General features: G+C 30.5%; 28 protein-coding genes and 1 tRNA gene. 16 read left to right on the forward strand and 13 right to left on the reverse strand.

Annotated elements, in window-relative coordinates:
- Positions 1-14 precede the first annotated feature (14 nt).
- On the forward strand, positions 15-1,100 hold the full coding sequence (locus tag AMN99_RS00405) for a nuclear transport factor 2 family protein (protein ID WP_075505892.1): 1,086 nt from the start codon (positions 15-17) through the stop codon (positions 1,098-1,100).
- Here AMN99_RS00405 and AMN99_RS00410 read toward each other — a convergent pair.
- From AMN99_RS00410 to AMN99_RS00420, 3 genes are all read right to left on the reverse strand, one after another.
- Positions 1,097-1,462, reverse strand: coding sequence for a rhodanese-like domain-containing protein (locus AMN99_RS00410; RefSeq protein WP_075505893.1), 366 nt, complete (start codon positions 1,460-1,462; stop codon positions 1,097-1,099). The genes AMN99_RS00405 and AMN99_RS00410 overlap by 4 nt on opposite strands.
- Before the next feature lie 24 nt (positions 1,463-1,486).
- A complete protein-coding gene (gene hisD, locus AMN99_RS00415; protein WP_075505894.1) occupies positions 1,487-2,767 on the reverse strand; it encodes a histidinol dehydrogenase in 1,281 nt (426 codons plus the stop codon).
- Between the two features lie 61 nt (positions 2,768-2,828).
- Positions 2,829-3,740: a bifunctional enoyl-CoA hydratase/phosphate acetyltransferase gene (locus AMN99_RS00420; protein ID WP_075505895.1), complete on the reverse strand. Its 912-nt coding sequence runs from the start codon at positions 3,738-3,740 to the stop codon at positions 2,829-2,831.
- An 80-nt stretch (positions 3,741-3,820) separates the two neighbouring features.
- Between AMN99_RS00420 and AMN99_RS00425 the strand changes: the two genes are divergently transcribed.
- Entirely contained in the window at positions 3,821-4,669 is an 849-nt protein-coding gene (locus AMN99_RS00425; RefSeq protein ID WP_075505896.1) for a bile acid:sodium symporter family protein, read from the forward strand.
- Here the strand turns inward: AMN99_RS00425 and AMN99_RS00430 are convergent.
- Positions 4,662-5,618 (reverse strand): helix-turn-helix domain-containing protein, encoded by a 957-nt coding sequence (locus AMN99_RS00430; RefSeq protein WP_075505897.1) that lies wholly within the window; start codon positions 5,616-5,618, stop codon positions 4,662-4,664. The genes AMN99_RS00425 and AMN99_RS00430 overlap by 8 nt on opposite strands.
- A 116-nt stretch (positions 5,619-5,734) precedes the next feature.
- Here AMN99_RS00430 and AMN99_RS00435 point away from each other — a divergent pair, with 116 nt between their 5' ends.
- On the forward strand, positions 5,735-5,932 hold the full coding sequence (locus AMN99_RS00435; protein ID WP_143323900.1) for a hypothetical protein: 198 nt from the start codon (positions 5,735-5,737) through the stop codon (positions 5,930-5,932).
- On the opposite strand, the gene AMN99_RS00440 is transcribed toward AMN99_RS00435, so the two are convergent.
- The 4 genes from AMN99_RS00440 to AMN99_RS00455 all read right to left on the reverse strand — a co-directional run bounded on the left by AMN99_RS00440 (position 5,921) and on the right by AMN99_RS00455 (position 10,677).
- Positions 5,921-6,925 (reverse strand): Ldh family oxidoreductase, encoded by a 1,005-nt coding sequence (locus AMN99_RS00440; RefSeq protein WP_075505899.1) that lies wholly within the window; start codon positions 6,923-6,925, stop codon positions 5,921-5,923. The two genes, AMN99_RS00435 and AMN99_RS00440, sit on opposite strands and share 12 nt — an antisense overlap.
- Positions 6,926-8,851, reverse strand: coding sequence for an ABC transporter permease subunit (locus AMN99_RS00445; protein ID WP_075505900.1), 1,926 nt, complete (start codon positions 8,849-8,851; stop codon positions 6,926-6,928). It abuts the gene before it with no gap.
- Positions 8,851-9,648: an ATP-binding cassette domain-containing protein gene (locus tag AMN99_RS00450; RefSeq protein WP_179850418.1), complete on the reverse strand. Its 798-nt coding sequence runs from the start codon at positions 9,646-9,648 to the stop codon at positions 8,851-8,853. Before AMN99_RS00450 ends, AMN99_RS00445 begins: the two co-directional genes overlap by 1 nt.
- Positions 9,649-9,735: 87 nt before the next feature.
- A complete protein-coding gene (locus AMN99_RS00455; RefSeq protein ID WP_075505901.1) occupies positions 9,736-10,677 on the reverse strand; it encodes an ABC transporter substrate-binding protein in 942 nt (313 codons plus the stop codon).
- 204 nt (positions 10,678-10,881) lie between these two features.
- On the opposite strand from AMN99_RS00455, the gene AMN99_RS00460 reads away from it, so the two are divergent.
- The 3 genes from AMN99_RS00460 to AMN99_RS00470 are packed head-to-tail and all read left to right on the forward strand — an operon-like array spanning position 10,882 to position 15,824.
- Entirely contained in the window at positions 10,882-12,228 is a 1,347-nt protein-coding gene (locus AMN99_RS00460) for an omega-aminotransferase AptA (RefSeq protein WP_075505902.1), read from the forward strand.
- 30 nt (positions 12,229-12,258) lie between these two features.
- A complete protein-coding gene (ald, locus tag AMN99_RS00465) occupies positions 12,259-13,377 on the forward strand; it encodes an alanine dehydrogenase (protein WP_075505903.1) in 1,119 nt (372 codons plus the stop codon).
- A gap of 2 nt (positions 13,378-13,379) precedes the next feature.
- Positions 13,380-15,824, forward strand: coding sequence for a GcvT family protein (locus AMN99_RS00470; RefSeq protein ID WP_075505904.1), 2,445 nt, complete (start codon positions 13,380-13,382; stop codon positions 15,822-15,824).
- A gap of 29 nt (positions 15,825-15,853) precedes the next feature.
- Here the strand turns inward: AMN99_RS00470 and AMN99_RS00475 are convergent, their stop codons facing one another.
- The 3 genes from AMN99_RS00475 to AMN99_RS00485 all read right to left on the reverse strand — a co-directional run bounded on the left by AMN99_RS00475 (position 15,854) and on the right by AMN99_RS00485 (position 17,582).
- A complete protein-coding gene (locus AMN99_RS00475; RefSeq protein WP_075505905.1) occupies positions 15,854-16,786 on the reverse strand; it encodes a hypothetical protein in 933 nt (310 codons plus the stop codon).
- A gap of 7 nt (positions 16,787-16,793) precedes the next feature.
- Positions 16,794-17,015 (reverse strand): tetratricopeptide repeat protein, encoded by a 222-nt coding sequence (locus AMN99_RS00480; protein WP_075505906.1) that lies wholly within the window; start codon positions 17,013-17,015, stop codon positions 16,794-16,796.
- Between the two features lie 93 nt (positions 17,016-17,108).
- Positions 17,109-17,582 (reverse strand): DM13 domain-containing protein, encoded by a 474-nt coding sequence (locus tag AMN99_RS00485; RefSeq protein ID WP_075505907.1) that lies wholly within the window; start codon positions 17,580-17,582, stop codon positions 17,109-17,111.
- A gap of 58 nt (positions 17,583-17,640) precedes the next feature.
- On the opposite strand from AMN99_RS00485, the gene AMN99_RS00490 reads away from it, so the two are divergent.
- Positions 17,641-17,717, forward strand: a tRNA-Met gene (locus AMN99_RS00490).
- A 1-nt stretch (position 17,718) separates the two neighbouring features.
- On the opposite strand, the gene AMN99_RS00495 is transcribed toward AMN99_RS00490, so the two are convergent.
- On the reverse strand, positions 17,719-18,246 hold the full coding sequence (locus AMN99_RS00495; RefSeq protein WP_075505908.1) for an adenine phosphoribosyltransferase: 528 nt from the start codon (positions 18,244-18,246) through the stop codon (positions 17,719-17,721).
- A gap of 33 nt (positions 18,247-18,279) precedes the next feature.
- Here AMN99_RS00495 and AMN99_RS00500 point away from each other — a divergent pair, with 33 nt between their 5' ends.
- From AMN99_RS00500 to AMN99_RS00535, 8 genes are read left to right on the forward strand one after another with little or no spacing between them, the layout of a single operon-like run.
- Complete coding sequence (locus AMN99_RS00500) at positions 18,280-19,152, forward strand: S-methyl-5'-thioadenosine phosphorylase (RefSeq protein ID WP_075505909.1); 873 nt, start codon at positions 18,280-18,282, stop codon at positions 19,150-19,152.
- Positions 19,149-20,219, forward strand: a complete 1,071-nt coding sequence (mtnA, locus tag AMN99_RS00505) for an S-methyl-5-thioribose-1-phosphate isomerase (RefSeq protein ID WP_075505910.1) — start codon at positions 19,149-19,151, stop codon at positions 20,217-20,219. The genes AMN99_RS00500 and mtnA overlap by 4 nt, the downstream gene beginning before the upstream one ends.
- Positions 20,216-20,851 (forward strand): class II aldolase/adducin family protein, encoded by a 636-nt coding sequence (locus AMN99_RS00510; protein ID WP_075505911.1) that lies wholly within the window; start codon positions 20,216-20,218, stop codon positions 20,849-20,851. The genes mtnA and AMN99_RS00510 overlap by 4 nt, the downstream gene beginning before the upstream one ends.
- Positions 20,851-21,891 carry an adenosylmethionine decarboxylase gene (speD, locus tag AMN99_RS00515; protein ID WP_075505912.1) on the forward strand — a complete coding sequence of 347 codons (1,041 nt, stop codon included), beginning with the start codon at positions 20,851-20,853 and terminating at the stop codon, positions 21,889-21,891. Before AMN99_RS00510 ends, speD begins: the two co-directional genes overlap by 1 nt.
- Positions 21,892-21,948: 57 nt before the next feature.
- Positions 21,949-22,800, forward strand: a complete 852-nt coding sequence (locus tag AMN99_RS00520) for a transporter substrate-binding domain-containing protein (RefSeq protein ID WP_075505913.1) — start codon at positions 21,949-21,951, stop codon at positions 22,798-22,800.
- A 44-nt stretch (positions 22,801-22,844) separates the two neighbouring features.
- On the forward strand, positions 22,845-23,537 hold the full coding sequence (locus AMN99_RS00525) for an ABC transporter permease (protein ID WP_075505914.1): 693 nt from the start codon (positions 22,845-22,847) through the stop codon (positions 23,535-23,537).
- Positions 23,537-24,214 (forward strand): ABC transporter permease, encoded by a 678-nt coding sequence (locus AMN99_RS00530; protein WP_075505915.1) that lies wholly within the window; start codon positions 23,537-23,539, stop codon positions 24,212-24,214. Before AMN99_RS00525 ends, AMN99_RS00530 begins: the two co-directional genes overlap by 1 nt.
- 1 nt (position 24,215) lies before the next feature.
- Positions 24,216-25,004, forward strand: coding sequence for a phytanoyl-CoA dioxygenase family protein (locus AMN99_RS00535; protein WP_075505916.1), 789 nt, complete (start codon positions 24,216-24,218; stop codon positions 25,002-25,004).
- On the opposite strand, the gene AMN99_RS00540 is transcribed toward AMN99_RS00535, so the two are convergent.
- Complete coding sequence (locus AMN99_RS00540) at positions 24,994-25,383, reverse strand: DUF6165 family protein (RefSeq protein WP_075505917.1); 390 nt, start codon at positions 25,381-25,383, stop codon at positions 24,994-24,996. The genes AMN99_RS00535 and AMN99_RS00540 overlap by 11 nt on opposite strands.
- A 32-nt stretch (positions 25,384-25,415) precedes the next feature.
- Between AMN99_RS00540 and AMN99_RS00545 the strand changes: the two genes are divergently transcribed.
- On the forward strand, positions 25,416-26,282 hold the full coding sequence (locus AMN99_RS00545; protein ID WP_075505918.1) for a glycosyltransferase family 9 protein: 867 nt from the start codon (positions 25,416-25,418) through the stop codon (positions 26,280-26,282).
- The last annotated feature ends 47 nt before the right edge of the window (positions 26,283-26,329 follow it).

Genomic DNA, 26,329 nt, shown 5'->3' on the forward strand with positions numbered 1-26,329 from the left:
TTAAATTATTATAAATGCCAATACAACAATTTGATACAGGTTTAAAAGAACAGCAAGGTGTAAAAAAATTAGAAATTACACCTGAAGAAAATTTCAATAATAAAACAAAAGTAAGAGGCTACTTAAAAACAATCATAGAAGGTGGAATATCTAAATTAGATCTAAACATAGAAAATTATTTTGATAAAGATGTAAAAGTTAATTGTTTTCACCCTGTTAATGAATTTGAGGGTGCAAATACTTTTAAAGAAAAATTTTGGCTACCTTTATTTGAAGCTTTACCAGACATTGAGAGAAGAGAACAGATAGTCATTGGAGGTACATTTAGAGATAAAGTTCAAGTTGGATCAGTATCTATACTTTCAGGCACATTCAAAAAACCTATTTTTGGAATTAAGCCAATTAATAAAATGGTCAATCTTAAATGCTGTGAAGTCCATGAATTGAAAAATGATAAAATTATAGAGAGTTATATTTTAATTGATTTATTAGATTTGATATTTCAAACAGGAAAAAATCCAATTAAACCTTCAAGAGGTTCAGAGGGAAATTGGCTAAATCCAATTAATACCGATGGTGTAAATTATTTTGAAAAAGATATGAAAGTTTCTGAAGCAAGTTTAGACCAATCTTTAACTATGCAAAGAAGCTTGAACATAAAGCCAGAGTTGGAAACTAATTCAGATGACGAATTAAAAGAAAAATTAATTAATCATCCACAAAGTGAATTTTGGCACGATAAAATGATATGGTATGGACCAAGTGGAATAGGTACTGGAAGAAATCTAGAGGGATTTGTTGATAATCATCAGTTACCATTTAGAAAAACTTTTAAAGAAAGAAATTATTGGAAACTAGGACATTACTGTGAACTTGGTGATGGAAATTTTTCAATGACTGCTGGCTGGCATAGCATTCAAGCAGTTTATGGATCAGATGACTGGTTAGGATACAAATCTGATAATCAAAACGTAACTATGAGAGTAATGGATTTTTACCACCACCACGAAGGAAAAATTAGAGAAAACTGGGTACCTATAGACTTAATACATATACTAAAGCAAATAGGTATTGATGTTTTAGAGTTAATTAAGGACTAATCTTTTAATTTATCCCACTCAGACATACCGCCTGTAATATTTTTAACGTTCTTAATTCCCATTTCTTTCATTGTTTTTGTAGCAAGGGTTCCTTGTCCACCTAGTCCACAAAATACAACATATTCTTTGTCAGGATTATTTTTAAAAGTATCATTTTCAATAGGACTTCCTTCAGCTAAATAAAATTCTAGCAAACCTCTATCTAAATGCATTGCATTTCCAATAGTCCCTTTAGAAAAACTTTCTTTATCTCTAACATCAATAAATTGAACATTAGGATCATTTAATTTCTTCTTTGCTTCTTCAGCAGTGATGTTTTCAATTTCATTGCTAACGCTCATTACTTCTTCAAATTTTTTCATGTTAAATCCTATTTAATAAATTGTTTAGTAACCGTATTTTTTCAATCTAACATCACCAGTTCTTGCATGAGCTTCCATCCCTTCATATCTTGAAAGTCTAGCAGCAGCTGCTCCAACAAGTTCAGTAGATTCTTTAGTCATTCTTTGGAAGCTTAAAGTTTTGATAAACTTACCAACAAACAAACCACCCGTATATCTTCCAGCACCTTTAGTTGGAAGAATATGGTTTGTTCCTGAACATTTATCACCATAAGCAACAGTTGTTTCTTCACCAATAAATAAAGAACCGTAATTTTTTAATCTTTTGTGGAACCAATCTAAGTTTTTAGTTTGAACTTCTAAGTGTTCAGGTGCGTACTCATCACTAATTGTAGCCATTTCCTCGTCTGTATCACAAAGAACAACTTCTCCGTAATCTTTCCAAGCAGCTTCAGCATTAGTTCTTGGTAACTCAGGAAGATCAGCGATAAGCTCAGGCACTCTTTTAATAACCTTTTCTGCTAATTCTTTACTTGTTGTCCAAAGCCAAGCTGGTGAATTATATCCGTGCTCTGCTTGTCCAACTAAATCTACTGCAACGATTTCTGGATCTGCGTTTTCATCAGCAATAATTCCAATTTCCGTTGGACCTGCAAACAAATCAATACCCACTTTACCAAATAAAATTCTTTTAGCTTCAGCAACAAATTGGTTACCTGGACCTACTAATATATCAGCAGGTGCATTTCCAAATAAACCATTTGTCATTGCAGCAATTGCTTGAACACCACCAAGGTTCATAATTACATCTGCACCACAAAGGTCAGCAGTGTAAACAATAGTTGGATGAACCCCAACACCAGGTTTTGGAGAACTACATACTAAAATATTTTTAACTCCGGCAACTTTAGCAGTTGTTACACTCATTACTGCAGATGCAATGTGAGCATATCTTCCAGCGGGTACATAACATCCAGCTGTATTTACAGGAATTAGTCTTTGACCTGCATATAAACCTTCAGACAATTCAACTTCAAAATCTTGACCATAATTTTTTAATTGGGCTTCAGCAAATTTTCTCACTCTTTCATGAGCAAACTGGACATCATCTTTAGTTTTTTGATCTAAATTTTTTTTAATATCTTCAATTTTTTCTTTAGAGATAACTACTTCGCCTTCATACTTATCAAATTTTTTAGAAAGTTCTTTGCAACCTTCTTCTTTACTTGTTTCAATATCTTTAAGAATATTTTCAACTATTTCTCTAGTTTTTGTATCGTCAGTTGATGATGTCTTTGGTGATTTTTTTAAGTATGTAATTGCCATTTCTCTCCTTTTAAAATTTAAAGTTTTTTAGGTTAATTTCTTATAAAATTCAATTAATCATTTAGTCCAAAGCTACTACTGCCGCAGCTATTGATGCTAATCTTGCTTGCGCTTCATCTGATCTACTAGTTATTACAACCGGGACTTTTCCTCCTACCACAACTCCTGCAGCACATGCACCCATAAAATAAATCATCATTTTAACTAGAGCATTTCCAGTTTCAACACTTGGAACCAATAGTACATCAGCCTCTCCTGCAACTAAATTTTTAATACCTTTAATGCCAGCAGATTTTTTTGAAATACTATTATCAAATGCTAGGGGTCCAAAAACATCTGCATTTAAATTTTCCTCTTTTGCAAGTTTTGTTATTTCAGCTGCTTCAATTGAACTTGGTACACTATCCAAAACTTCTTCAGTTGCAGATAATACAGAAACTTTTGGTCTTTCAATTCCTATACGATTTGAAAAATTTATTACATTTTTTAGAATATGCATTTTAGTTTTAACATTAGGTAAAACATTTAAAGCACCATCTGTTATTATTAGTGGCTTATCTTCTTTTTCAACTGTCATATGCCAGATATGACTTAATCTAGTTTTACCTAATAAGTTATACTCTCGCTTTAAAACTTCTTTCATTAGAACGTCAGTATGAATATGTCCTTTAACAATTATTTTAACTTTATCTTCACTTGCAAGTTTAGCTGCAATTTTTGCCGTTTTGTTTTCAACTGGCTCATGGATAAGTTCGTATTTTGATATATCCCAACCAAGGTCTTCAGCACATTTTTGTATTTCAACTTCATGACCGATAAAAACTGGTTCAATTAGATTTTCATTTACAGCGTCTTGAACAGATAACATGGGTAGGGGTTTACCAGCATTTACAACTGCAACCTTAACTCCTTTTTTACTATGAGCTATATCTAATAGTTTATTTGGACAGACAATTTCTTTGTTTGAGAGCATTTTTTACAAATATAGTATAATTTAAATATGTATATAGAAATTATTTACTAAAAAGTTATAGTTTCTTTCATTTTTTAATTATGGAAATAGTAACTAAAATAGCACCATTAGCTTTAGCATTGATAATGCTTGGCCTAGGACTTGGTTTATCTGTAAAAGATTTTACTAGAGTAATTAGAAATCCAAAAGATTTTTTAATTGGAATAACTTGCCAATTAATTCTTTTACCAATTGTTGCATACATATTGGTTTTAATTTTAAGATTACCGATCGAAATAGCTTTAGGTTTAATGATTATAGCTGCAGCACCAGGAGGTGTTACGTCAAATGTTCTTACTAAGTTTGCAGATGGAGATGTAGCTTTATCAATTTCTTTAACAGCTGTTGGAAGTTTAATTAGTATTATATCAGTTCCATTTATAGTTTTTACTTCAGCTGGAATGCTAGGGGTTACTGAAATGTCTACAGAGATTACCATGACAGGGATCGCACTTAAAATGGCTTTAGTTGTAACTGTTCCGGTAATTATAGGAATGGTTATAAGAGGATTTGCAGAAAATTTTATCTCTTCAAACATTAACATCGTCAATAGAACTACTAGTTTATTATTTGTTATTGTATTTGCAGCAATTTGGATTGAAGAAAGAGAAAATATTTTTAATTATTTAGCTCAAGCTGGAATAGCGGTTTTAGTTTTAAATATAGTGATGATGATTTTAGCTTTTTATATAGCTAAAGCTTTTGCAACTGGAGTTGCTCAGAGAAAATGTATTTCTTTAGAGTGCGGTCTTCAAAATGGAACTTTAGCAGTATTCGTTGCAACTCAAATTTTTAATGATGTTGCTTACATGATACCAACAGCTGCTTATGCTTTAGTGATGTATATTACAGGATTTATTTTTATATATATTTTAAGAAGATCTAGTTAATTGTAGTTTTATTTAAAATTTTATAAATCAGTTCTGAAATCTCTTTTATTGTTTGTTCTTGTATTTTTTGGGTTTTTGAAAAAACTTTTTTTTCAATATTAAGTGAAATTAATTTTTTTTGATCTATTTTTGCATAACCTTTTTTGATTAAAGAATTTACTTTTCTAACAATTGTTGGTCTCGGAATACCTGTAATTTCTGATATAGACATAGAATTTAAACCAATTTTGTCTGCAAAAGATATTCTTTTTCTCCACTTTTCAATATCTATATCTTGAATAACTAAATCTTTATTTGATGATGCATTAGACATTATAAGCAAGCCTATACATAATGTTTCTAAATCACCCAATTCTTTTCTCCATCGGAAATAGTAAGAAAAAATAAATTTATAAAATTCGTACCAGCAAAAAGAAAAATGTTTCTTAATACCATCTGATATTTCATTTGATGAAAAGGAGTATGGAATTTTATTTTCTTGTTTCAAAATTTTTGAAGAAATAGATATTAAATACGATAAATTTTTTAATGCACTTATTGGCTGCACTGTTTCATAAGCAGATCTATCAATAAAAATTTTTTTTCTTGTTCGTTTAATTACCCCTATTTTTTCTAGATAAATAATCTTTCTTCTTACACTTTCTTTAGGGATTTGAAGATCTCTAGAAATTTTAATAATTTTAATTTCTTCAATTTCTAAAGTTTTGTCTTTGTAAAAGGTGTTGAAATCGACCTGAATTCCATTTTTTCTATAGAATTTAAAATCATTATTAACCAAATAGATTAAGACCATGTACATTTCTATATCTTTGAAATTAGAATAAGCATTGATTAGCCATTCAGATACAAATTTATAAAAAGCAGGAACGAAATTATTAAATTTTTTATTGATTACTGCTGTAACCATTTTTTCATCCAGTGCGTCAGATATACTAGGTAGAGTGCTCATGATTTAAAAAAAAACCCAATATGGACAATACACAAATAAGTGTCAACCCATTTTGGACATTCCTAATATGTAATAATGTAACTAGTAATGATTAGATGGTTTTGTATTTAAAAATTATGAGTACAGAGAGCTTAAATAGAACATCCGTTGAAATTGAGAACCCCTCTCAAGTTACTGAAGCTCCTCAAAGAGTAAATGTGGATGTTCTAAAGCAAAGACTTCTTGAAGAGAAAAAAAAGGAAAAAATTAAGAGAACAATAATTGTTTCTTCTGTAGTTGCTTCTTTAGGAGTTTTAACTTTTTTAACTTATTAAAGTTTCTAAATCTTTTTTAATAATATCTGGAATGTTGATTTCTTTTTTAAGATTTTGTTTGTAACGATTAAATTTGTTTTGTCCTGGATACATTATTTCTTTAACACCTTTAATCTTAGGAAGTTTTTTTATTGTTTTAATATTGTCTTTAATTCTTTCATTATAATTTTTTTGAAATAAGTTTGCTTTAAACGTTATAAATAAATGTCCAATATTTTGTGGTCCTGAAAAATCATCAAAAGGATCTTTAACTCGACCTGCATGATTTCCTCCAGTTAGTACACCACTTAAAATATCAACCATCCAAGCAAGTCCCGAACCTCTAAATCCAGCAATAGGTAATTGAACTCCTGCTAATGCTTTTTTTGCATCAGTAGTTGGTTTTCCAAATTTATCTAATGCTACACCTGCAGGAATAGTTTGATTGTTTCTTGCAGCAACTCTAATTTTACCTCTGTTGATCATTGAGATTGATGTATCTAAAATAAAAGGAATTTTAGAACCAGTAGGGGTTCCAAAACAAATTGGGTTAGTTCCAAATAAAGTTTTCAATGCTCCATGAGGAGCAACTGCTGGAGGAGCATTTGTATAAATCATTACTATTAAATTTTTCTTAACAGCTTGTTCTGCGTAATAACCTGACAAACCATAATGACCACTATTTTTTACAGCAACCATTCCAATCCCAGTTTTTTGCGCATGTTTAATTGCAGTTTTTATTCCAAGATCAGCAGCTACAAATCCAATACTGTTATTTGCATCAATATGAGAAATAGAAGATGAAATTTTTTTAATTTTTATTTTTGGTTTTGGATTAATTACTTTTTTAGAAATTCGATCACAATACATTTTAAGTCTTGATAAACCATGACCATAAGCACCAACTAATTCTGCATTAATTAAAGCATTAGCAGAAATTAAAGCATGTTCTTTACTTAATCCAAACTTTTGAAAAATTTTAATTACTTGATTTTTTAATAAAGGAGTTTTCATTTATCCTTTTCCACGCCATGGAATAGTTTTATCGATTATTTTTCTTAAAGTAACATCGAACAATAAACCAAGAAGACCCATAATAAATATCGTTATCCAAATAACTTCGTACTGGAAGTATTTTTTAGCAACGTTTTCAACGAAACCAATACCAGTGGTTCCAGCTAAAAATTCTGCTGCAACTAGTGTTCCCCAACACATACCAACTGCAACCCTTATTCCAGTTAAAATTTCTGGAAGAGAATTTGGGAAAATTACATATCTTAATATTTGTTTTTTTGTAGCTCCTAATGAGTGAGCAGCATGAATTTTTGATAGCTGAGTTCCTGATGCTCCAGCTCTTGCTGAAATAATCATAATAGATAAAGAGACCATAAATAATAAAAATATTTTTCCAGAGTTATCAATTCCAAGTACAGAAATAATTAATGGAGCCCAAGCAAGTGGGGGAACGGGTCTATAAAGTTCAATTAATGGATCAAAGAAACCTTTTGCAAATCTGTTTAGACCCATAAATAATCCTAATGGAACACCAATAATAATTCCAAACACTAATCCTAAAAATACCCGCATAAAAGAGTCCCAGATATGTCCGTATGGAACTGGAACTTTGAATAATTTAAAGTCACCAGTAACAACTTTTAAAACATTGCTTTTAAAGTTTTCTTTAACTATTCCATCTTTTGTATGAACTGGATACTCACCAGGTAAAATATCAGCTATCCAATCTGGTAAAACGAAGCCAATCATTTTACTAACGTCAACCATTTCAATCCATAAAAGAGGAATATTTTTGTATCCAACACTTGGTTTAGACATCAATACAAACTTATTAAATGTATCAGATGGTTTAGGTAGCCATCTACCAGAACCTTGCTCTGAACAAGTAGGTCCACTTGCTACAATTGTTCCAGCAGGAAATAAAAGTATATCGATTAATCTTAATCCAGCTTGTTCTTTATTTTGTAACTCATCAAATTCTATGATTGCTGCTTGCATTTCATTTAATGCATTAGGAGGATAGATACTTGCAAACTCTATTCTTCTTGCAATTTTAACAATATTTTTTGCATAGTCAGATGCTATCTCTTCATTATCATCTAAACCTTTTCTGAAAGCTTTAATTTCATCTTTAAGTTGTTTAATTGAGCTTTTGAAAGGTGGGTTATGGTTTTTTAATTTAAAAAACTTGTCATCAATTTTTTTTAATTCTGCTGCAGCTGCATGAAATTTTAAACCTTTATTTGTTTGAGGTGCAGTTGGTATTTCAATTGTATTTTCAATAGAACCGCTTCCAGAATCTATTGTAGTAATTCCCCAACCACCTTGTTCATCAATAAGTTTTTGTCTTTCAGTTTTTTGTGCATCTGTTTCAAAGGGATAATCTTTCTTTTGAAAATTAGAACTTAGAAGTTTTATTTCCTCTGTTATTTCTTGAAGTTTAATTTTGGTATCCATTTCCATTAATTCTTCACTTGTTAACAGTGGAATTAATTTAGAAGTTCTATCAATGTAGCTTACAAGAATTGTTTTTTGTTGATCATTTAGATCTTGAGATCCTTTTATTTCATTTGCAATTTTTGTAAGATTTTTATTTTCGATTTTGATAATGGATGTACTTTTGAATTCTCTTTCTTCAATAGGGAACTGATATTTTAAACCTAATAACGACTCATTAATTTTAGCAACTTGACATAGTTCATTTGCTGATTTTGGATAAAAACCTTTTGCTATATCCCATGAATAATAAAGCCATAACATCAAGATTGCACTACTTCCAACAATTACCCAGTGCGTTCCACCTTTAGCCCTTTCTGGATTACCAAAAACAGCATCTACTTTTTCAGTTCTGATTAATCTTCTTCCATAAAGAATACAGCCAATAACTGAAACGATAATTAGTATTGTTACAAATTGGGTTAACATTAATTATCTTTCCCCATTATTTCTTCTTCCATATTCCAAATCATGGATAAAATTTCTTCTCTAGTAGATGAAAATTCTTTATTTTTTTTAATTTCTCTTAAATCTTGAGTAAGACCCATTTCAGCAAATGGAAGATTATATTCTTTATGTATTCTTCCTGGTCTTGGAGCCATCACATATAATCTTTCACCAAGCAAAAGAGCTTCTTCAACAGAGTGTGTAATTAAAATAATTGTTTTTCCAGTTTCTTTCCAAATTTTTAAAACTAAAGACTGCATCTTTTCTCTTGTTAATGCATCTAAAGCACCCAACGGCTCATCCATTAAAATTAAATCAGGATCGTTGATCAAACATCTTGCAAGAGCAACTCTTTGCTGCATACCACCTGATAATTGATATGTTGGAGTATTTCCAAATCCTTTTAACCCAACTATATCTAACCATTCTTCAACTTTTTTTGCTGTTACTTCTGGATCTTCACTTTTCATTCGAAGACCAAAGTTCACGTTTTCAGCAACTGTTAACCATTCGAACAAAGCACCTTGTTGAAACACCATTCCTCGTTCAACACCAGGTCCATCTATTTCATTATTATTTAAAGTAATTTTTCCCGAAGTAGGTCTTAAAAATCCAGCAGTAATATTAAGTAAAGTTGTTTTTCCACAACCCGATGGGCCAAGAACTGTAAGCAGTTCTCCTTTTTTTAAAGTAAAACTAACATCTTTTAATGCGTGAACTGTTTCTCCTTTTGGAGTTTTAAAAATCATATTTAGATTTTGAGAAACAAGATCACTCATAGCGCCCTTATATTAGAAATTTTTTAAAAAAAATAGGCACTAATTTTTAAATCAGTGCCTATTTAAAAAAGTTTTAAACCTTTAAAATTATAAAGGTAAGAAACTTGTGTCTACGTTACCAGCTGGAGTTCCCATTCCTTTTAAGAACCCATCTAGGTTTCCGCTCTCCATAGAAGCTTTAGTTTCTTCTGGAGTTAAGAATTTAAATCCACTTAAAGTTTCTTTCATGTCAGCAACTTTCATTTCAGAAGCTTTTGCCATAGAATTCATATCAGATTTACCTGATCTGTATCTGTCGTTTGCTTCGTGAGTTACTTCGATGAAAGTTCTTAGCATTCCTGGATTTTCTTTCATGAATTTATCTGTAACAGATGTGATATCTATACCTAAGATACCAGCATTTCTTGCTTCATCCACAGTTAATAATCTTGAACCAACTGCAGTTGCCGCTTTAATAGAGTTACCACCAAATAAACATGCCATAACAACATCACCACTTACTAATGCAGCAGCACCTTCTTCTGGGTCCATTTGAATGATATCCATTTTACTTCTGTCAGCACCAACAACTTTCATACTTTCATCAAAAACGTATTCAGCCATTGTTCCTAGTGGAACAGCAACTTTTTTACCTTCTAATTCAGTAGCGTTAGCTTTTGTAATTCCAGATGCATTTGATGTTACACAAGTAGTTCCACCCATTCCGTATTCCATTGCGATATCAACTAATTTGATTGGCGCGTTAGATTTTACAGCATTGATAAAAGGCACTAAACCTTGTGAGTAAGAAATATCAATATCTCCTGCTAACATTGCATCAGTCATAGCTCCACCGTTAGTGAAGTTTGTCCACTTAACTGGTACACCAAGAGCTTTTGCAAAATTTTTCTTCTGCATGTCCTCTAGATTTGGACTTGGCCATTCTAGAAAGTATGCAACTCTAACTTCAGTAGCTGCAGAGTTTGCAACCGAAATTGAAAGGTTAAGAGCAAAAATAGATCCTAGAATAAAACTTAGTATTTTTTTCATTTATTCCCCTATGTTAATTTAATTAAATTATACTTATTTAAATTCAATTTTGAGCGGTTGTAAAACAAAAAGATAAGTTCAATTAAAAGTTGTATACTTATGACGCATCATTTTGGGTGGTCAAAATATTTCTAGCAAACTAATTGATTTAGTCTAATAGTTGGGAATATTTATAACAGTTAATTAAAGAGAGAAAAAAAATTTATGAGCTCAGAGACAAGAACTTCAGTTCCAAATTCATTAAATGAACATTGGATGCCGTTTACATCGAATAAAGATTTTAAAGCGAACCCAAGATTAATTACTGAAGCAAAAGGAGTTTACTTAAAAACTCACCATGGAAAAACACAAATTGATGCGAGTTCAGGATTATTTTGTAATCCGTTAGGTCATGGAAGAAGAGAAATTACAGAAGCAGTTACCAAACAATTAGAGACTTTAGATTATGCTCAACCTTTTCAACAAGGTTTTGGTGGTTCATTTGAATTAGCTACAAAAATTTCAAAACACACTCCAGGTGATTTAAATAAAATGTTTTTTACAATTTGTGGTTCAACTGCTGTTGAGACTGCAATTAAAATTGCAATTGCTTATCATAGAGCAAAAGGAAATGCTCATAGATTTAGATTTGTAGGACGTGAAAGAGGTTATCACGGAATGAATATTGGATGTGTTTCAGTTGGTGGAATGATCAATAATGTTAAAACATTTGCAAGCATTTTAATGCCAGGTGTTCAACATATGAGACACACACATTTACCAGAACATAAATTTGTTAGTGGTCAACCTGAAACAGGAGGAGATCTTGCAGATGATTTAGAAAGAATTGCAAGTAACTTTGGACCAGAAAATATTGCAGCTTGTATCGTAGAACCAATTGCTGGATCTACTGGTACGTTAGTTCCACCAAAAGGATATTTACAAAGATTAAGAGAAATTTGTGATAAGCATGGAATACTTTTAATTTTTGATGAAGTAATTACAGGTTGGGGAAGAACAGGTTCTTCTTTTGCAAGTCATGAATTTGGTGTTACTCCAGATTTAATGACTATGGCTAAAGCAACAACTAATGGTGTTGTTCCAATGGGTGTAGTTGCATGTAAAGATGAAATTTATGATGCAGTAATGGATGCCTCTCCAATGGGATCCGTTGAACTATTTCATGGATACACTTATTCAGGAATTCCAGTTGCAGTAGCAGCAGGATTAGCTGTTCAAGATATTTTTGAAAAAGAAGATATTTTTAACAGAGCAAAAAATTTAGCACCTTATTTCCAAAAAGGATTATTTTCTCTTCAAGACTTAGAGTCTGTTGAGAACATAAGAGGTTATGGAATGATGGGTGGTATTGATATGAAAATGAATACTAAACCAGGTAAAGCAGGTTATGAATGTTTTAAAGCTTGTTATGAAGCAGGTGTGAACTTTAAAGCAACTGGTGACTGTCTAATTATCGCTCCTCAATTTATATGTGAAGAAAAACATATAGATGAGATTATTGATAAACTAAGAACAGGTATTACGAACTATCAAAAAAACCAAAAGAACTAATTAGTTTAATTAAAGACATGGAGAGTGCTTATGAAGATAGGCGTACCTAAGGAGATCAAGCCTCAAGAAAATAGAATAGGGTTAACACCAGATAGTGTTAAAATTTTAGTTTCTGAGGGTCATGAAGTAATTGTTGAAAACAATGGTGGTTTTGAAGCTGGATTTGAAAATGATCAATATACAAATGCAGGTGCAAAAATAGCAAGCACAGCAGCTGATATTTTTAACGATGCAGACATAATTGTTAAAGTTAAAGAACCTCAAAAAATTGAGGTCGATATGATTAGAGAAAATCAAATTGTTTACACATATCTTCACTTAGCAGCAGCGAAAGAATTAACTGAAGGTTTAATTAAATCAAAGAGTGTTAATATAGCTTACGAGACAGTAACAGATGATAATGGAAGATTACCATTATTAGCCCCAATGAGTGCAGTTGCTGGAAGAATGTCTGTTCAAGCTGGTGCTCATTGTTTAGAAAAGAATCAAAGTGGAAGAGGACTTTTGTTAGGCGGTGCTCCAGGAGTGACTGGTGGAACTGTAGTGATTTTAGGTGGTGGTGTAGTAGGTGAAAATGCTGCGGTGATTGCTACAGGTATGCAAGCTAAAGTGCATATCGTAGATAAATCTGAAGCTAGATTAAAACAATTAGTGGAGATGTTCGGAGATAAAATTATTCCAGAGCAAAGTGATAAAATTGATCTTCCAAAATTAGTTTCTGAAGCAGACTTATTAGTTGGTGGAGTTTTAATTCCAGGTGCAGAGGCTCCAAAATTGGTTACTAGAGATATGATCAAAAGTATGAAGAGGGGCTCTGTTATTGTTGATGTTGCAATTGACCAAGGTGGATGTGTTGAAACAAGTAAACCAACTACTCACGGTGAACCAACTTATATTGTTGATGACGTTGTTCATTATTGTGTGGCCAATATGCCAGGTGGAGTTCCAAGAACTTCTACTTTAGCATTAAACAATGCAACGTTACCTTATCTAGTTAAACTTGCTAATAATGGTTATAAAAAAGCATTGAGTGAAGATAAAAACTTTTTAGCTGGATTAAATGTTCATAAAGGAATGGTTACTTATAAGGCAGTTGCAGATGTATTTGGTCACAACTTTGTAGACCCTGGAGAAGCTGTCAAACATTAGTAATGGAAAAAAAATATCCTTCTAGCACAAAGGTAGTTGTTGTTGGAGGTGGAGTTATAGGATGTTCTGTTGCTTATCACTTAACAAAATTTGGCTGGAAAGATGTTGTTCTTTTAGAAAGAGATCAATTAACATCAGGTACAACTTGGCATGCAGCAGGATTAGTTAGTCAATTAGGCCCAACAGCAGCAGTTACAAAAATTAGAAAATATACTTTAGATCTTTATAAAAAATTAGAAAAAGAAGTTGATCACTCTGCGGGTTTAAGAATTAATGGAGCCTTATCAATTGCTCAAACAGACGCTAGATGGCAAGAGCTTCAAAGGCAAGCAACTACAGCTCAATTGTATGATGTTGATATTAAGATTTTAGATAAAGATCAAATAAAGAAAAATTATCCAATCATGTACACAGAAGATTTAAAAGGTGGAGTGTTAATGCCTGGTGATGGTGCAGCTGATCCAAGTGGTGTTACACATATGTTGGCAAAAGGTGCAAGATTAGGTGGAGCAAAAATATTTGAGCAATCACCTGTTGAAACAATATTAACTAAAAATGGTAGAGTTAGTGGTGTTAGAGTTAATGGGCAAGATATTGAATGTGAATATGTGGTTCTTGCAACAGGTATGTGGTCTAGACAAATTGGAGAAAAAATAGGAGTTAGTATTCCTTTATATCCTGCAGAACATTTTTATGTAATTACAGAGCCAATTGAAAATCTTTCACCAACATTACCTGTAATAAGAGATTTTGACAGCAGTACTTACATTAAAGAAGATGCTGGAAAACTTTTAATTGGAATATTTGAAGGTAAATCAATCCCTGCATTTAAAGATACTAATAAAGTTCCAGAAGATTTTTCATTCGGTGAATTCCCAGAAAATTTTGATCATTTTGAACCGTATTTAGAAAAATCCATGAAACGATTTCCAGTTTTAGAGCAAGCTGGAATTAGAAAGTTTTTTTCTGGACCAGAGTCTTTTACACCTGATACCAATTCTTTATTAGGCGAAGTTCCTGAGGTTAAAAATTTATTTGTTAGTTGTGGTTTGAATAGCATTGGCATTGGTAGTGGAGGAGGAGTTGGAAAAGTAACCGCAGAATGGTTAATGACTGGCCATATCAATGAAGATATTTTTAATTATGATATTAAGAGATTTCAAAAGTTTCATTCAGAATTAGGTTTTATTAAAGATCGTATTACAGAGTCACTTGGGGATTTGTATGGAATGCATTGGCCTTATAAACAACATAAAACATCAAGAAATGTAAAAAAATTACCATACCATGACGAATTAAAAAGTTTTGGTGCATGTTTTGGAGTTTCAGCTGGATATGAAAGACCAATGTGGTTTGCTCTTGATGGAGAAAAAGCAGAGTATGAATATAGTTATAATTATCAAAACTGGTATCCATCAGTTGAATACGAAACTAACAACACACTAACAAATATTGGTCTATATGATTTGTCTCCTTTTTCTAAATTCGAAATTAAATCTGAAAAAGCTCATGAAGATCTTCAGAAAATTTGTACATCAAATATAAAACAGGAACCTGGAAAATGTACTTATACTCATATGCTTAATAAAGATGGAGGAATAGAAACAGATCTTACAGTAGTTTGTATAGATCAAAATCATTTTAGAATAATTGGTTCTGCAGCAACAAGAGAAAGAGATAAATTTCATATCAAGAAGCATCTATCAGAAGGTGTAGGGTTAACTGACGTTACCGATGATTATTGTGTGTTTGGAATATTTGGTCCAAAGAGTAGATTTTTAATACAAGATTTAAGCTCAGACGATTTTAGCAATGAAAATTTTAAGTTTGCAAATTCAAAATATATTGAAATTGATGGAACTAAAATATGGACCCAGAGACTATCTTACGTTGGAGAGTTAGGTTATGAGCTATATGTTAAAAATTCTGAGTCTAAAAATATATATGAGAAATTAATAGAAAAAGGTAAAAAATATAATTTATCTAATTGTGGAATGCATGCATTAGATACAATGAGAATGGAAAGTGGTTTTTTACATTGGGGTCATGACATTTCACCAGAAGAAAATCAATATCAAGCAGGTCTTAACTTTACAATTAGTTATAAGAAAGACTTTAATTTTATTGGAAGAGAAGCATTGGAAAAAATAAAAGATAAAAAAATTGATAGGAAGTTTGCTATGTTTGTACTTAAAAATAATGAACCAGGAAAACCCCTTCTACTTCACGATGAACCAATTTATAAAGATAATAAAATAGTTGGAAGAACTACATCGGGTAATTATTCTTTTAACTTCAAAAAAAATCTTGCATTTGGTTATATAAATAATGACTATTCAGATGATGAACTTCTAAATGCAAACATTTCAATAGAAATAGAGAAAATTAAATATCCTGCTGAAATTATCTTTAAACCATTAAAGCAAACTAATTTTAAAAATAATTAATAATAATAGATAATTTAAATAGATTAAATTTAATTTGAATTTTTATTATTAATTCTATTTTCGATAAATTTAGAGTAAAAAATCTTATCAGTTATATACTTATAAGATTGATCATCTGACAATCTAGCGTATGCCATCCAATTTCTTATTACCAATGCATCAAATAGAGACAAACCTTTTTCAATTGGACCAGTTTTTTTTTCAAAATTGAAATTTGGATTTTTTTTATCAATCAAATCTTCAAATTTTTTCCATTCAGGATTGTACTGTAATGCATTTTTAGTCAAATCGTCATATCTATCTGATATTAGGCTGTATTCTGAGCAACCACGTTTAATTTTTATACTATAATTCTCTATATTAATTTTTAAGAATCTATTTAATATATTTTTAATATTCTCACTTTCTTTAATTGATGAACAAAAAATTAAACCTTTGTATTTATTTTCAATACTTGATCTTATCTCTATCATGCATTTTAAAGTATTTTTATTTGCAAGTTCAATATTATCAAAGATGAAATACAGTTTAATTAAATCCAAAACAGTGCTTACGTTTATTTGTATTTTATAACAATTAAAACAATATTCTGGAATAATATTATATTCTTTAAAAATAGTCTTGTGTCTATCACATTTTAATGGTGGATTATATCGTCTGTATGTTTGAGTAAAATTGAAACTAATATTTTTCAGATTTTCATCAATAACTTGATTGATTTGTTTAAAATAGTTTTTTATCTTTTGATTTTGGATTTTTTCATCAGGATTAAAACTTAAGGTAATTTTTTTTAATTTATTATGAACATTTACCAATTCAAAGTCACTTTTATCGTAATACTTAGTTAAGCAGAGAGCATTTAGCAACATAGAATGAGATGGTAAAAATTTCTTATTAGCGTTAATAGATTTTAAAAAATTATTTATAGCATCATCAATTTCACCTAAATCATAATTAATCATTCCTAAATTAAAAAAAAACTTCTGGAGATGATGAATTCAACAAGATACTTTTCTCAAAATCTTTTTTAGCGTCATTAAATTTATTTAATTTAAAGTTTGTTATCCCACGATAAAAATAAAAATTAAAATCATTTTTATTTTCAATTGTAGTTTCTTTAAATTTTTTCATAGCTTCTGTGAAATTATTACCTTTGATTAGTAGAACTACTTTCTTTAAATTAAATGTCATAAAGTTTTATATTTTAATAAAATAAATAAAATTACAACAAAGTTTTTTCAAAAAAATATAATGCGACATAAGAAAAAACAAAAGATTGCTTAATTATTGATATTTACCTGCAGTTATAAATTCACTGAAACTTTCACACCAAATAACTACAGTATTGTATTTACTTACATTTACATTTGAAGGAACATCAACAACAAAGTTTTCAAAACTTTTAACCTCTGCAACATATTTAGCTTCATCTTTAATTGGTAAAAATTCATCCTCATGTTGTGTAAATTCATTTGTTAGATAAAGTTTATAATCTGGCCCGGGTGCAATTGCACCATTAACTGTAATTTTTGTATTTGAAATTGTAACTTTTGCTTCTCCCCAGTGAAATGGATCACTCCCTCTTAAATCTCTTACAAACTCAGTTTGATATTGAGATTTATTTTCATACTCATTAATTTTACTTATTTCGACTGACTCTGGTGCGGTTAAAATTGGTAGAAAATATACACCTAAGCCAAATCCGATTATTAAAAAGAAAAAGTGGCTAATAAAAAGAAAGGTAATTTTTTTTTTCATAGGAAATTTACTTATAGTTGAAAGAGTTAATAAATGTAGTATAAATCTCTCACTTTATGGCGGGGTAGCTCAGTTGGTTAGAGCGCGGGACTCATAAGCCCGAGGTCAGTGGTTCGATCCCACTTCCCGCTACCATTTAATGACCTGGAAATTCTATTAAATTTTCAACTTTATAATTTTTATTTACCAAATTATCTGATCCACCTAAATCAAATAAATTAATAACAAAAACAAATGCAGCTACTTTTGCATCACACATTTCAACCAATTTAGCAGCAGCTTCTGCAGTACCACCTGTTGCAATTAAGTCATCAATTATTAAAACAGACTCATTTTTTAAAATAGAGTCTTTATGAACCTCAATAGTTGCAGTGCCATACTCTAATTCAAAATCTACAGAATGTACTTCAGCTGGTAATTTATTTTTTTTTCTCAACATTATAAAAGGTTTTTTAAGGATATAAGAAACGGCAGAGGCAAACACGAAACCCCTTGATTCTATTGCAGCAATTTTATCAATTTTGTATTTTTTAGATCTTTCAATGATTTGATTAATTGTTTCAGCAAAAGCTTCCTCGTTTTTAATTAGAGTAGTTATATCCCTAAATAGAATACCTTTTTTTGGATAATCAGGAATTGATCTAATATGATCTTTTAAATTCATAATACTCAATTATAAATAAATATATTTTAAATTATGACAACAAATAAATTAGCAATAATTGGTGGAAGTGGTCTCTATGATGTTGAAGAATTTACTAACAGAGAATTATTAGAAATAAATACACCTTGGGGCAAACCATCTGATCAAATATTAAAAACTAATTATAATAATAAAGAAGTTTATTTTTTACCTAGACATGGGAGAGGGCATTTTATTTCTCCATCGAATATAAATTTTAGAGCAAACATTGATGCACTTAAACAATTAGGTGTTACTGATATTGTTTCAGTCTCAGCCGTAGGATCTCTGAAAGAAGAATTGTCACCTGGAAAATTTGTTATTGTTGATCAATTTATTGATAGAACTTTTGCACGGGTAAAAACTTTTTTTGATGATGAAATCGTTGCTCATGTATCTATGGCACATCCTACTTCTAATGGATTAATGAATGCTTGTGAAGATGCGATTAAAAAATCCAATATAGAATATCAAAGAAATGGAACCTATGTTGTTATGGAGGGTCCACAATTTTCTACATTGGCAGAATCTAATTTATACAGATCTTGGAAAGCAGATGTAATTGGTATGACCAATATGCCTGAAGCAAAACTAGCAAGAGAGGCAGAAATTAGATATGCCTCAGTTTCAATGGTTACAGATTTTGATTGTTGGCACCCAAATCATGAAAATGTTGATGTTCAACAAGTGATTAAAGTTTTATTAGGAAATGCTGAAAAAGCAAAAGTTATGATTAAAAATTTAATTGATAATTTTGAGAACCATATAGATGCAAATGATCCAACCAATAATTGCTTAGATGTAGCTATTATTACTGCTCCAGAAAAACGAACCCAAAAAACAATAGATAAGTTAAAAACGGTTGCAGGTAGAGTTTTGAGTAAATGAGAATTCAAGGAAAAGAATACCGAACAATATGGTACGAGGATAAAATAGTAAAAATAATTGATCAAACAAAACTTCCACATCAATTTATAATAAAAGATCTTAAATCAGTTAAAGATGCAATAAATGCAATCAAGGTTATGGAAGTTAGAGGTGCTCCTTTAATTGGGGCAACAGCTGCTTACGGAATAGTTTTAGCTATTCATGAGAACAACTCTCAAGAATTTATAAGCAAATGTTCAGAAGAATTAATTAAATCAAGACCTACTGCGATAAACTTAAAATGGGCAGTTGATCGTATGATGAAAAAATTATCTGGCATCAATAGCAATCAAATTTTAGAAGTAGCTTTAAAAGAAGCTAAAGAAATTTGTGATGAGGATGAGAGGTTTTGTGAGGATATAGGCATTAATGGATTAAAAATAATAGAGGAAATCTACAATAACAAAAAAAATACAGTAAATATTTTAACTCATTGTAATGCAGGTTGGTTAGCAACAATTAATTGGGGCACAGCAACTTCACCGATTTATCATGCTCATAAAAAAGGAATTCCGGTTCATGTATGGGTAGATGAAACAAGACCAAGGAACCAAGGTGCAAATTTAACTTCATATGAGTTAAATGAGGAAGAAATTCCAAATACAATTATTGCTGATAATACTGGTGGTATTTTAATGCAAAGAGGGCAAGTTGATATGTGTATTGTTGGAACAGATAGAACTTTATCAAATGGAGACGTGTGTAATAAAATTGGAACTTATCTAAAAGCTTTAGCTGCACATGATAACAACGTACCTTTTTATGTTGCGCTTCCAAGTTCAACTATTGATTGGAACATTGAAGATGCAAGAGACATTCCAATTGAGGAAAGAAACTCTGAGGAATTATCTCATGTAGAGGGTATTGATGAAAACAATGAAGTTAAAAAAGTTTTGATTTACCCAAAGAAAAGTAAAGCAATGAATTTAGCTTTTGATGTAACTCCTGCAAAATATGTAAGTGGATTGATTACTGAGAGAGGAGTATGTGAAGCTTCTACCAATGGACTAAAAAACTTATTCAAATGAAAAATTTAAGTTCTGAAATTATTCGATATTCAAAAATGCTGAACACAAAAAAATTATCAGCTTTAAGATCTGGAAATATCTCAGTAAGGTATAAAAATGGTTTTTTAATTTCCCCGTCTGGAAAAAAATACTCAACTTTAAAAAATAAAGATATAGTTTTCGTTTCATTAGATGGTGAGTTTGACAAAAAAAAAGGTATTCCATCTTCAGAATGGAAATTTCATCAAGATATTTATAAAAATAAAAAAGAAGCTAAAGCAATTGTTCACGCTCATTCAACAAATGCAACTGCTTTATCTACTCATAAAAAAGGAATCCCTTCTTTTCATTACATGGTTGCAATGGCTGGTGGCTATGACATTAAATGTGCAAAATATGCAACCTTTGGAACGAGAGAATTATCTAAAAATATTTTAAGAGCTTTAAAAGGTAGAAAAGCTTGCTTAATTGCAAATCACGGTCAGATTGCATTTGAAGATAGTTTGGCGAAAGCATTTGAATTAGCTGAAGAGGTTGAAAATATATCGCTTCAGTATATAACGAGCCTGAAATTGGGTAAGCCTAAAATTCTTTCTATAGTAGAAATGAATAAAGTTTTATCCAAAGCTAAAAATTATAAAAAGGATAGCTAATGACCAAAGTTGGAGAGCATATAACTCTAGACATCATTGGAACTACAAAAGAGTACGATCCTTCTGTTTATGAAAAAGTAATTCATGAAATTGCAAAAGCTGCAAAAGTATCAATACTAAATATTTCTAAATATAAATTTGAACCACAAGGTTTCACAATATTAGCTCTTTTAGCAGAAAGTCATATTAGTTTTCATACATTTCCTGAAAAAGGAATTATTAGTTTTGATTTTTTTACTTGCGGTAAAGTAAGTCCTTCAGTTGCAATCGATATAATCAAAAAAGAATTTGAACATATAAGAATTGTTAAAAAAGAATTTAATAGAGACACAAAATTGCTTTATCATGACATATATAGTTCTCCAGGTTTGCAAAAATCTTATGTTGTAAATGATGTTTTAGAAGATTTTAAATCTAAAGTTGGTCAACATATTGAAATTTTAGATCTTGAGCAGTTTGGAAAATCATTATTTATAGATGGTGAAATTCAAGTTGCTGCAACAGATGAGCATTTATATAGCTCTACATTTGTTGGTTCAGGTTTAAATTTAAACAAAGATAATGAAAGGGCAGCTATCATCGGAGGTGGAGATGGTGGAGTTGCAAGAGAATGTATTTCTAAAAATTTTAATTTTATTGATTGGTATGAATTAGATCCAGAAGTTGTGGATGTTTGCAATAAACATCTTGGTGATATTGGAAAAAAAGCTACAGAAAAAAATTCGGTCAAATGTGTATGGGGAGATGCATTTGAAAGTATTAAATCAGTAGCTGATTATACTTACGATCATATTTTTGTTGATCTTAATGATGATCAGTTTTGTATAGATCTAGCAGCAAAAAATATGGATTCTTTGGTTAGAATATTAAAACCAAAAGGGGTGATAACAGCTCAAGTTGGTAGTCAGGATAAAAAACCTAAGCAAGTTGATAGTTGGTTAAATGTCTTTAATCAAAATTTTGGTAATGCTAAATTATCTAGAGTTTACATACCAAGTTTTGATTGTGCTTGGAACTTTTCATCTTCAATAAATCATTAATTTTTCTTTTTTCTTCTTAAAAATTGTGAAATAATTATTCCAATAAAAGGAGAAAATATGAATATATTCAAAAAAACTATTTTAACAGTTCTAGCTTCTTTTTTAATCATCGGAAATGTTTCTGCTGAGAGAATTAAAATTGGAACTGAAGGTGCTTATCCTCCATGGAATTCAAAAGATGCTTCTGGCAATTTAATTGGATTTGAGGTTGAGTTAGCTCAAGAGCTTTGTAAAATTATGAAGTATGAGTGTACAATCGTTGAGCAAGATTGGGACGGAATGATACCTGCGTTAGTAATGAGAAAATTCGATGCAATCATGGCCGGTATGTCTATTACAGATGAAAGAAAGAAAACAATTACTTTCTCACAAGGTTATGCTGATGAAGTTGCATCTCTTGCTGTAATGAAAGGTTCAAGCTTAGAAGGCATAGATACACCAGAAGGTATCAATTTATCTTTAGGTGGTTCTAGTGTTAAAAAAGCACTTAAAACTCTAACAGATGCTCTTGCTGGAAAAACAGTCTGTACTCAAACAGGAACAATTCACCAAAACTTTTTAGAGTCTGGTGATGTTGGAAGTGTAAATGTTAGAACTTATAAAACTCAAGACGAGGTTAATTTAGATTTAACTTCTGGAAGATGTGATGTTGCATTAGCTGCAGCAGTAGCATTTACAGACTACGCAGATAAATCTGGTAAACCAGTTGTTTTAGTTGGACCAACTTTTTCAGGTGGGGCATTTGGAAATGGAGTTGGTGTTGGAATCAGACAAGCTAGTGATAGCAAAATTGGAAAAAGAGATGCTAAAATCTTAAAAGATTTCAATAAAGCAATTAACAAAGCTAGAAAACAAGGAATAATTAGCAAACTTGCAATTAAACATTTTGGTTTCGACGCTTCTATGTAATTAATTTTGGATTTGGCGACTATAATATATAGTCGCCAGTCTATATGGAACTTCTTGCATTTGGAAAAACAGGTTGGGGCGACGAGTTATTTTATGCAACCTTGATGACTATTGCTGTATCAGTCACAGCAATGTTAGTTGGTTTTCTTTTTGCATTAATTTTTACTCCACTAAAGCTATCAAAATACAAAACTCTAAACTTTGTAGGTAATTTTTACACTACAGTAATAAGAGGTGTGCCTGAACTTTTAGTTATTTATCTTTTCTTTTTCGGTGGAAGTGGTGCAATCATGTATGTTGCATCAATATTTGGTTATTATGAATATATAGAGATTAATGCATTTATTACTGGTGCTGTTGCTATTGGTATTATTTCAGGTGCATATTCTACAGAAGTTTTTAGAGGCGCTATTCAATCAATTGACAAAGGTCAGTTTGAGGCTGCGAAGGTTTTAGGTATTAGCAAATTTGGTCAATTCTATAAAATAATCCTTCCTCAAATGTTAAGACTGGCAATTCCAAATTTAAGTAATGTCTGGCAAATTACTTTAAAAGACACGTCTTTAATATCAGTAACGGGTTTGGTCGAAATCATGAGACAATCTTATATTGCCGCAGGATCTACAAGAGATCCATTATTTTTTTATTCTTTTGCAGCAGTTTTATATTTATTGCTCACTTACATAAGTATGAAGTTAATTAATAAATTAGAAGTCAAATATAGTAGGGGTTATTAATGGATTTTGATTTAATGTTCACTAGCTTTCCAAAACTTTTAGGAGCAACTGTAGTTACTTTAAAACTTTTATCAGCGTCTTTATTTTTTGGATTATTTCTTGGATTATTTTTTGCAATTTTACGATTAAACAAAAATATATTTATTAATAAATTTGCTTATGGATACTCATATGTTTTTAGGGGCACTCCTTTATTGGTTCAAATTTTTATTATTTATTTTGGTCTTGGACAAATTGAATATTTAAGATCAACATTTTTATGGGTTGTTTTAAAAGAACCTTATTGGTGTGCAATAATTGCTTTTACATTAAATACAGGCGCATACACGTCTGAAATATTAAGATCTGCATTTCAAACTATAAAACCTGGAATTATTGAAGCTGGAAAAAGTTTAGGTATTTCAAATAAAATTATATTTTATAAAATTCAAATACCTATTGCGATTAGGCAATCACTGCCTGCATATGGAAATGAAATAATTTTAATGATGAAAGGTACTTCATTAGCAAGCACAGTAACGTTAATGGATTTAACTGGTGTTGCTAAATACATCATATCAACAACATTTAAGCCTATAGAAGTATTTATTGTAGCTGGTGGAATATATTTGTTTATGACTTTTGTTATTCATAATGTGATTAAGTATTTAGAAAAAAAATATAGTTTCCAACAATAAAATGTATCTTTCGCAAAAACAGATTGATGATTATCAATATTATGGTGCAATAATTATTAAAGATGTATTTAAAGATTGGATCGAACCATTAAGAAAGGGTTTTAAAAAAGTTTTAGACAACCCAAGTCAACACGGAAGAGAAAATGTGAATGTAGATGAGGGAAGGTTTTTTGAGGACTATTGTAATTGGGAAAGAATTCAAGAATTCAAAGATTGTATGTTCAATTCTCATGCAGGCCAAATAGTTGCTGAGGCTACAAATTCAAAATCTATACAAATTTTTCATGATCATCTTTTTATTAAAGACCCAGGAACAAATAAAGAAACACCTTGGCATCAAGATATGCCTTATTATTGTGTTGATGGAGATGATACAGGAAGTTTTTGGATACCATTAGATGAAGTAAATAGAGAAAACAATCTTAAATTAATTTTAAGATCACATAAATGGCAAAAACTTTTAAGACCTACTAAATGGTCAAACGATCAACCTTGGTATGAAGACGATGACTCGTTTATGAGTCTTCCAAAAAAGGAAGAATTTGAAGAAGATATATTAATCCCTGATTTAAAATTAGGTGATGCAGTTTTGTTTAATTTTAAAACTGTTCATGGTTCCACAGGAAATCAAAGCACTAAATCGCGTAGAGCATTTTCTATGAGATTTATAGGTGATGATGTTACATTTATTGAAAGAGGTGGTCCAACATCACCACCGTTTGATGGAATTAATTTAAAATCAGGAGATCAGATGAGAAAGGATTGGTTTCCAAAAGTTTTTAGTAACTAGTATACTCTTTAATCTCTTTAATAGCAGAGCCTGTATGGTTATTCATCTCTAATTTTATTTTTGCACGATCATCATTTAAAAAATGAACATCTCTAGAAAGTTCTATAAATTTTTCTCCAAAATCTTTATTTTTTTCACAATCTCTTTTGTCATCTTCAATAACCCAAAGTTTGGCATTTATATCTTTTAAGTCTTTAAATAATTTTTTAAGCTTCTCATCAGACTTAACATTTTTTTCTAACTGATTTTTAAGAATAGAATGCTCATTGTTTATAAAACTTAATTTTTCTGGGTCTTTAATTTTATCTTGTTTGATTTCTAATATTGAAATCTTGTCTAAAAGTTCACCAACAGAAATCTCGACTATAATTTTATTCATAAAACTTTATACTATGTTAAGTTGTTAGAAATATGTCTAATATTTTAATTATTAAACATGGATCTTTAGGCGATATAGCTCAAGCATGCGGGGCAATTCAAGATATTTCTGAAAATCATAAAGGAGATCAAATTCATTTATTAACAACAAAACCTTACTTTGAATTATTTAAAAAAAACCCACATATTTCAAATGTTATTCTAGATAAGAGATTATCAAAGATTAACTTAATTTATTTATATTTGCTAATGAGAGAGATTAAAAAACATAATTTCTCAAAAGTTTATGACCTTCAAAATTCTAGCAGAACATCATTTTACAAAAATATATTATTTCCTAAAGCTGACAAAACCATTTGGAGTTCAACAGAAACAACACTTCCAGAAGGAACAACTAAAAAAGATTTTGATAAAGACTCTGTTCTTTCAAGATTTGATCATCAGTTAAGTTCTTCAGGAATTAATACTAATCATACAATGAAGCCTGACTTTTCGTGGAGTACAGTTGATATTTCAGAAATAAAAAATAATTACGAACTAGATAAATACATAATACTTTTTCCTTTTTGCTCACCTCATTTAACTATAAAGAAATGGCCTTACTACAACGATTTAATCTCATTAATTAATGAAAAATTTGAAAATAAATTTCAAGTAGTTGTTGCGCCTGGACCAGATGAAATTAAAGATGCAAAAAATATAAATGCTTTATCTATTTTAGATAACGATAAAGCTTTAAATATTTCACAGTTAACTGGATTAATTAAAGACAGTTCATTTGTTGTCGCCAATGATACTGGACCCGCTCATATAACAGCACACTTGGGATCAAAAGGTATTGCTCTATTTGGTTCTCACACAACTCCTTTTAAAGTGAGCATTGAAAGACTGAGTTTTTAAGATAAGGGATATGAATATTTAAAAAAGTTTTTAATTTTGAATAACCT

Origin of the sequence: Candidatus Pelagibacter communis, from assembly GCF_001180225.1 — a bacterium.
Taxonomy (GTDB): Bacteria; Pseudomonadota; Alphaproteobacteria; order Pelagibacterales; family Pelagibacteraceae; genus Pelagibacter; species Pelagibacter ubique_D.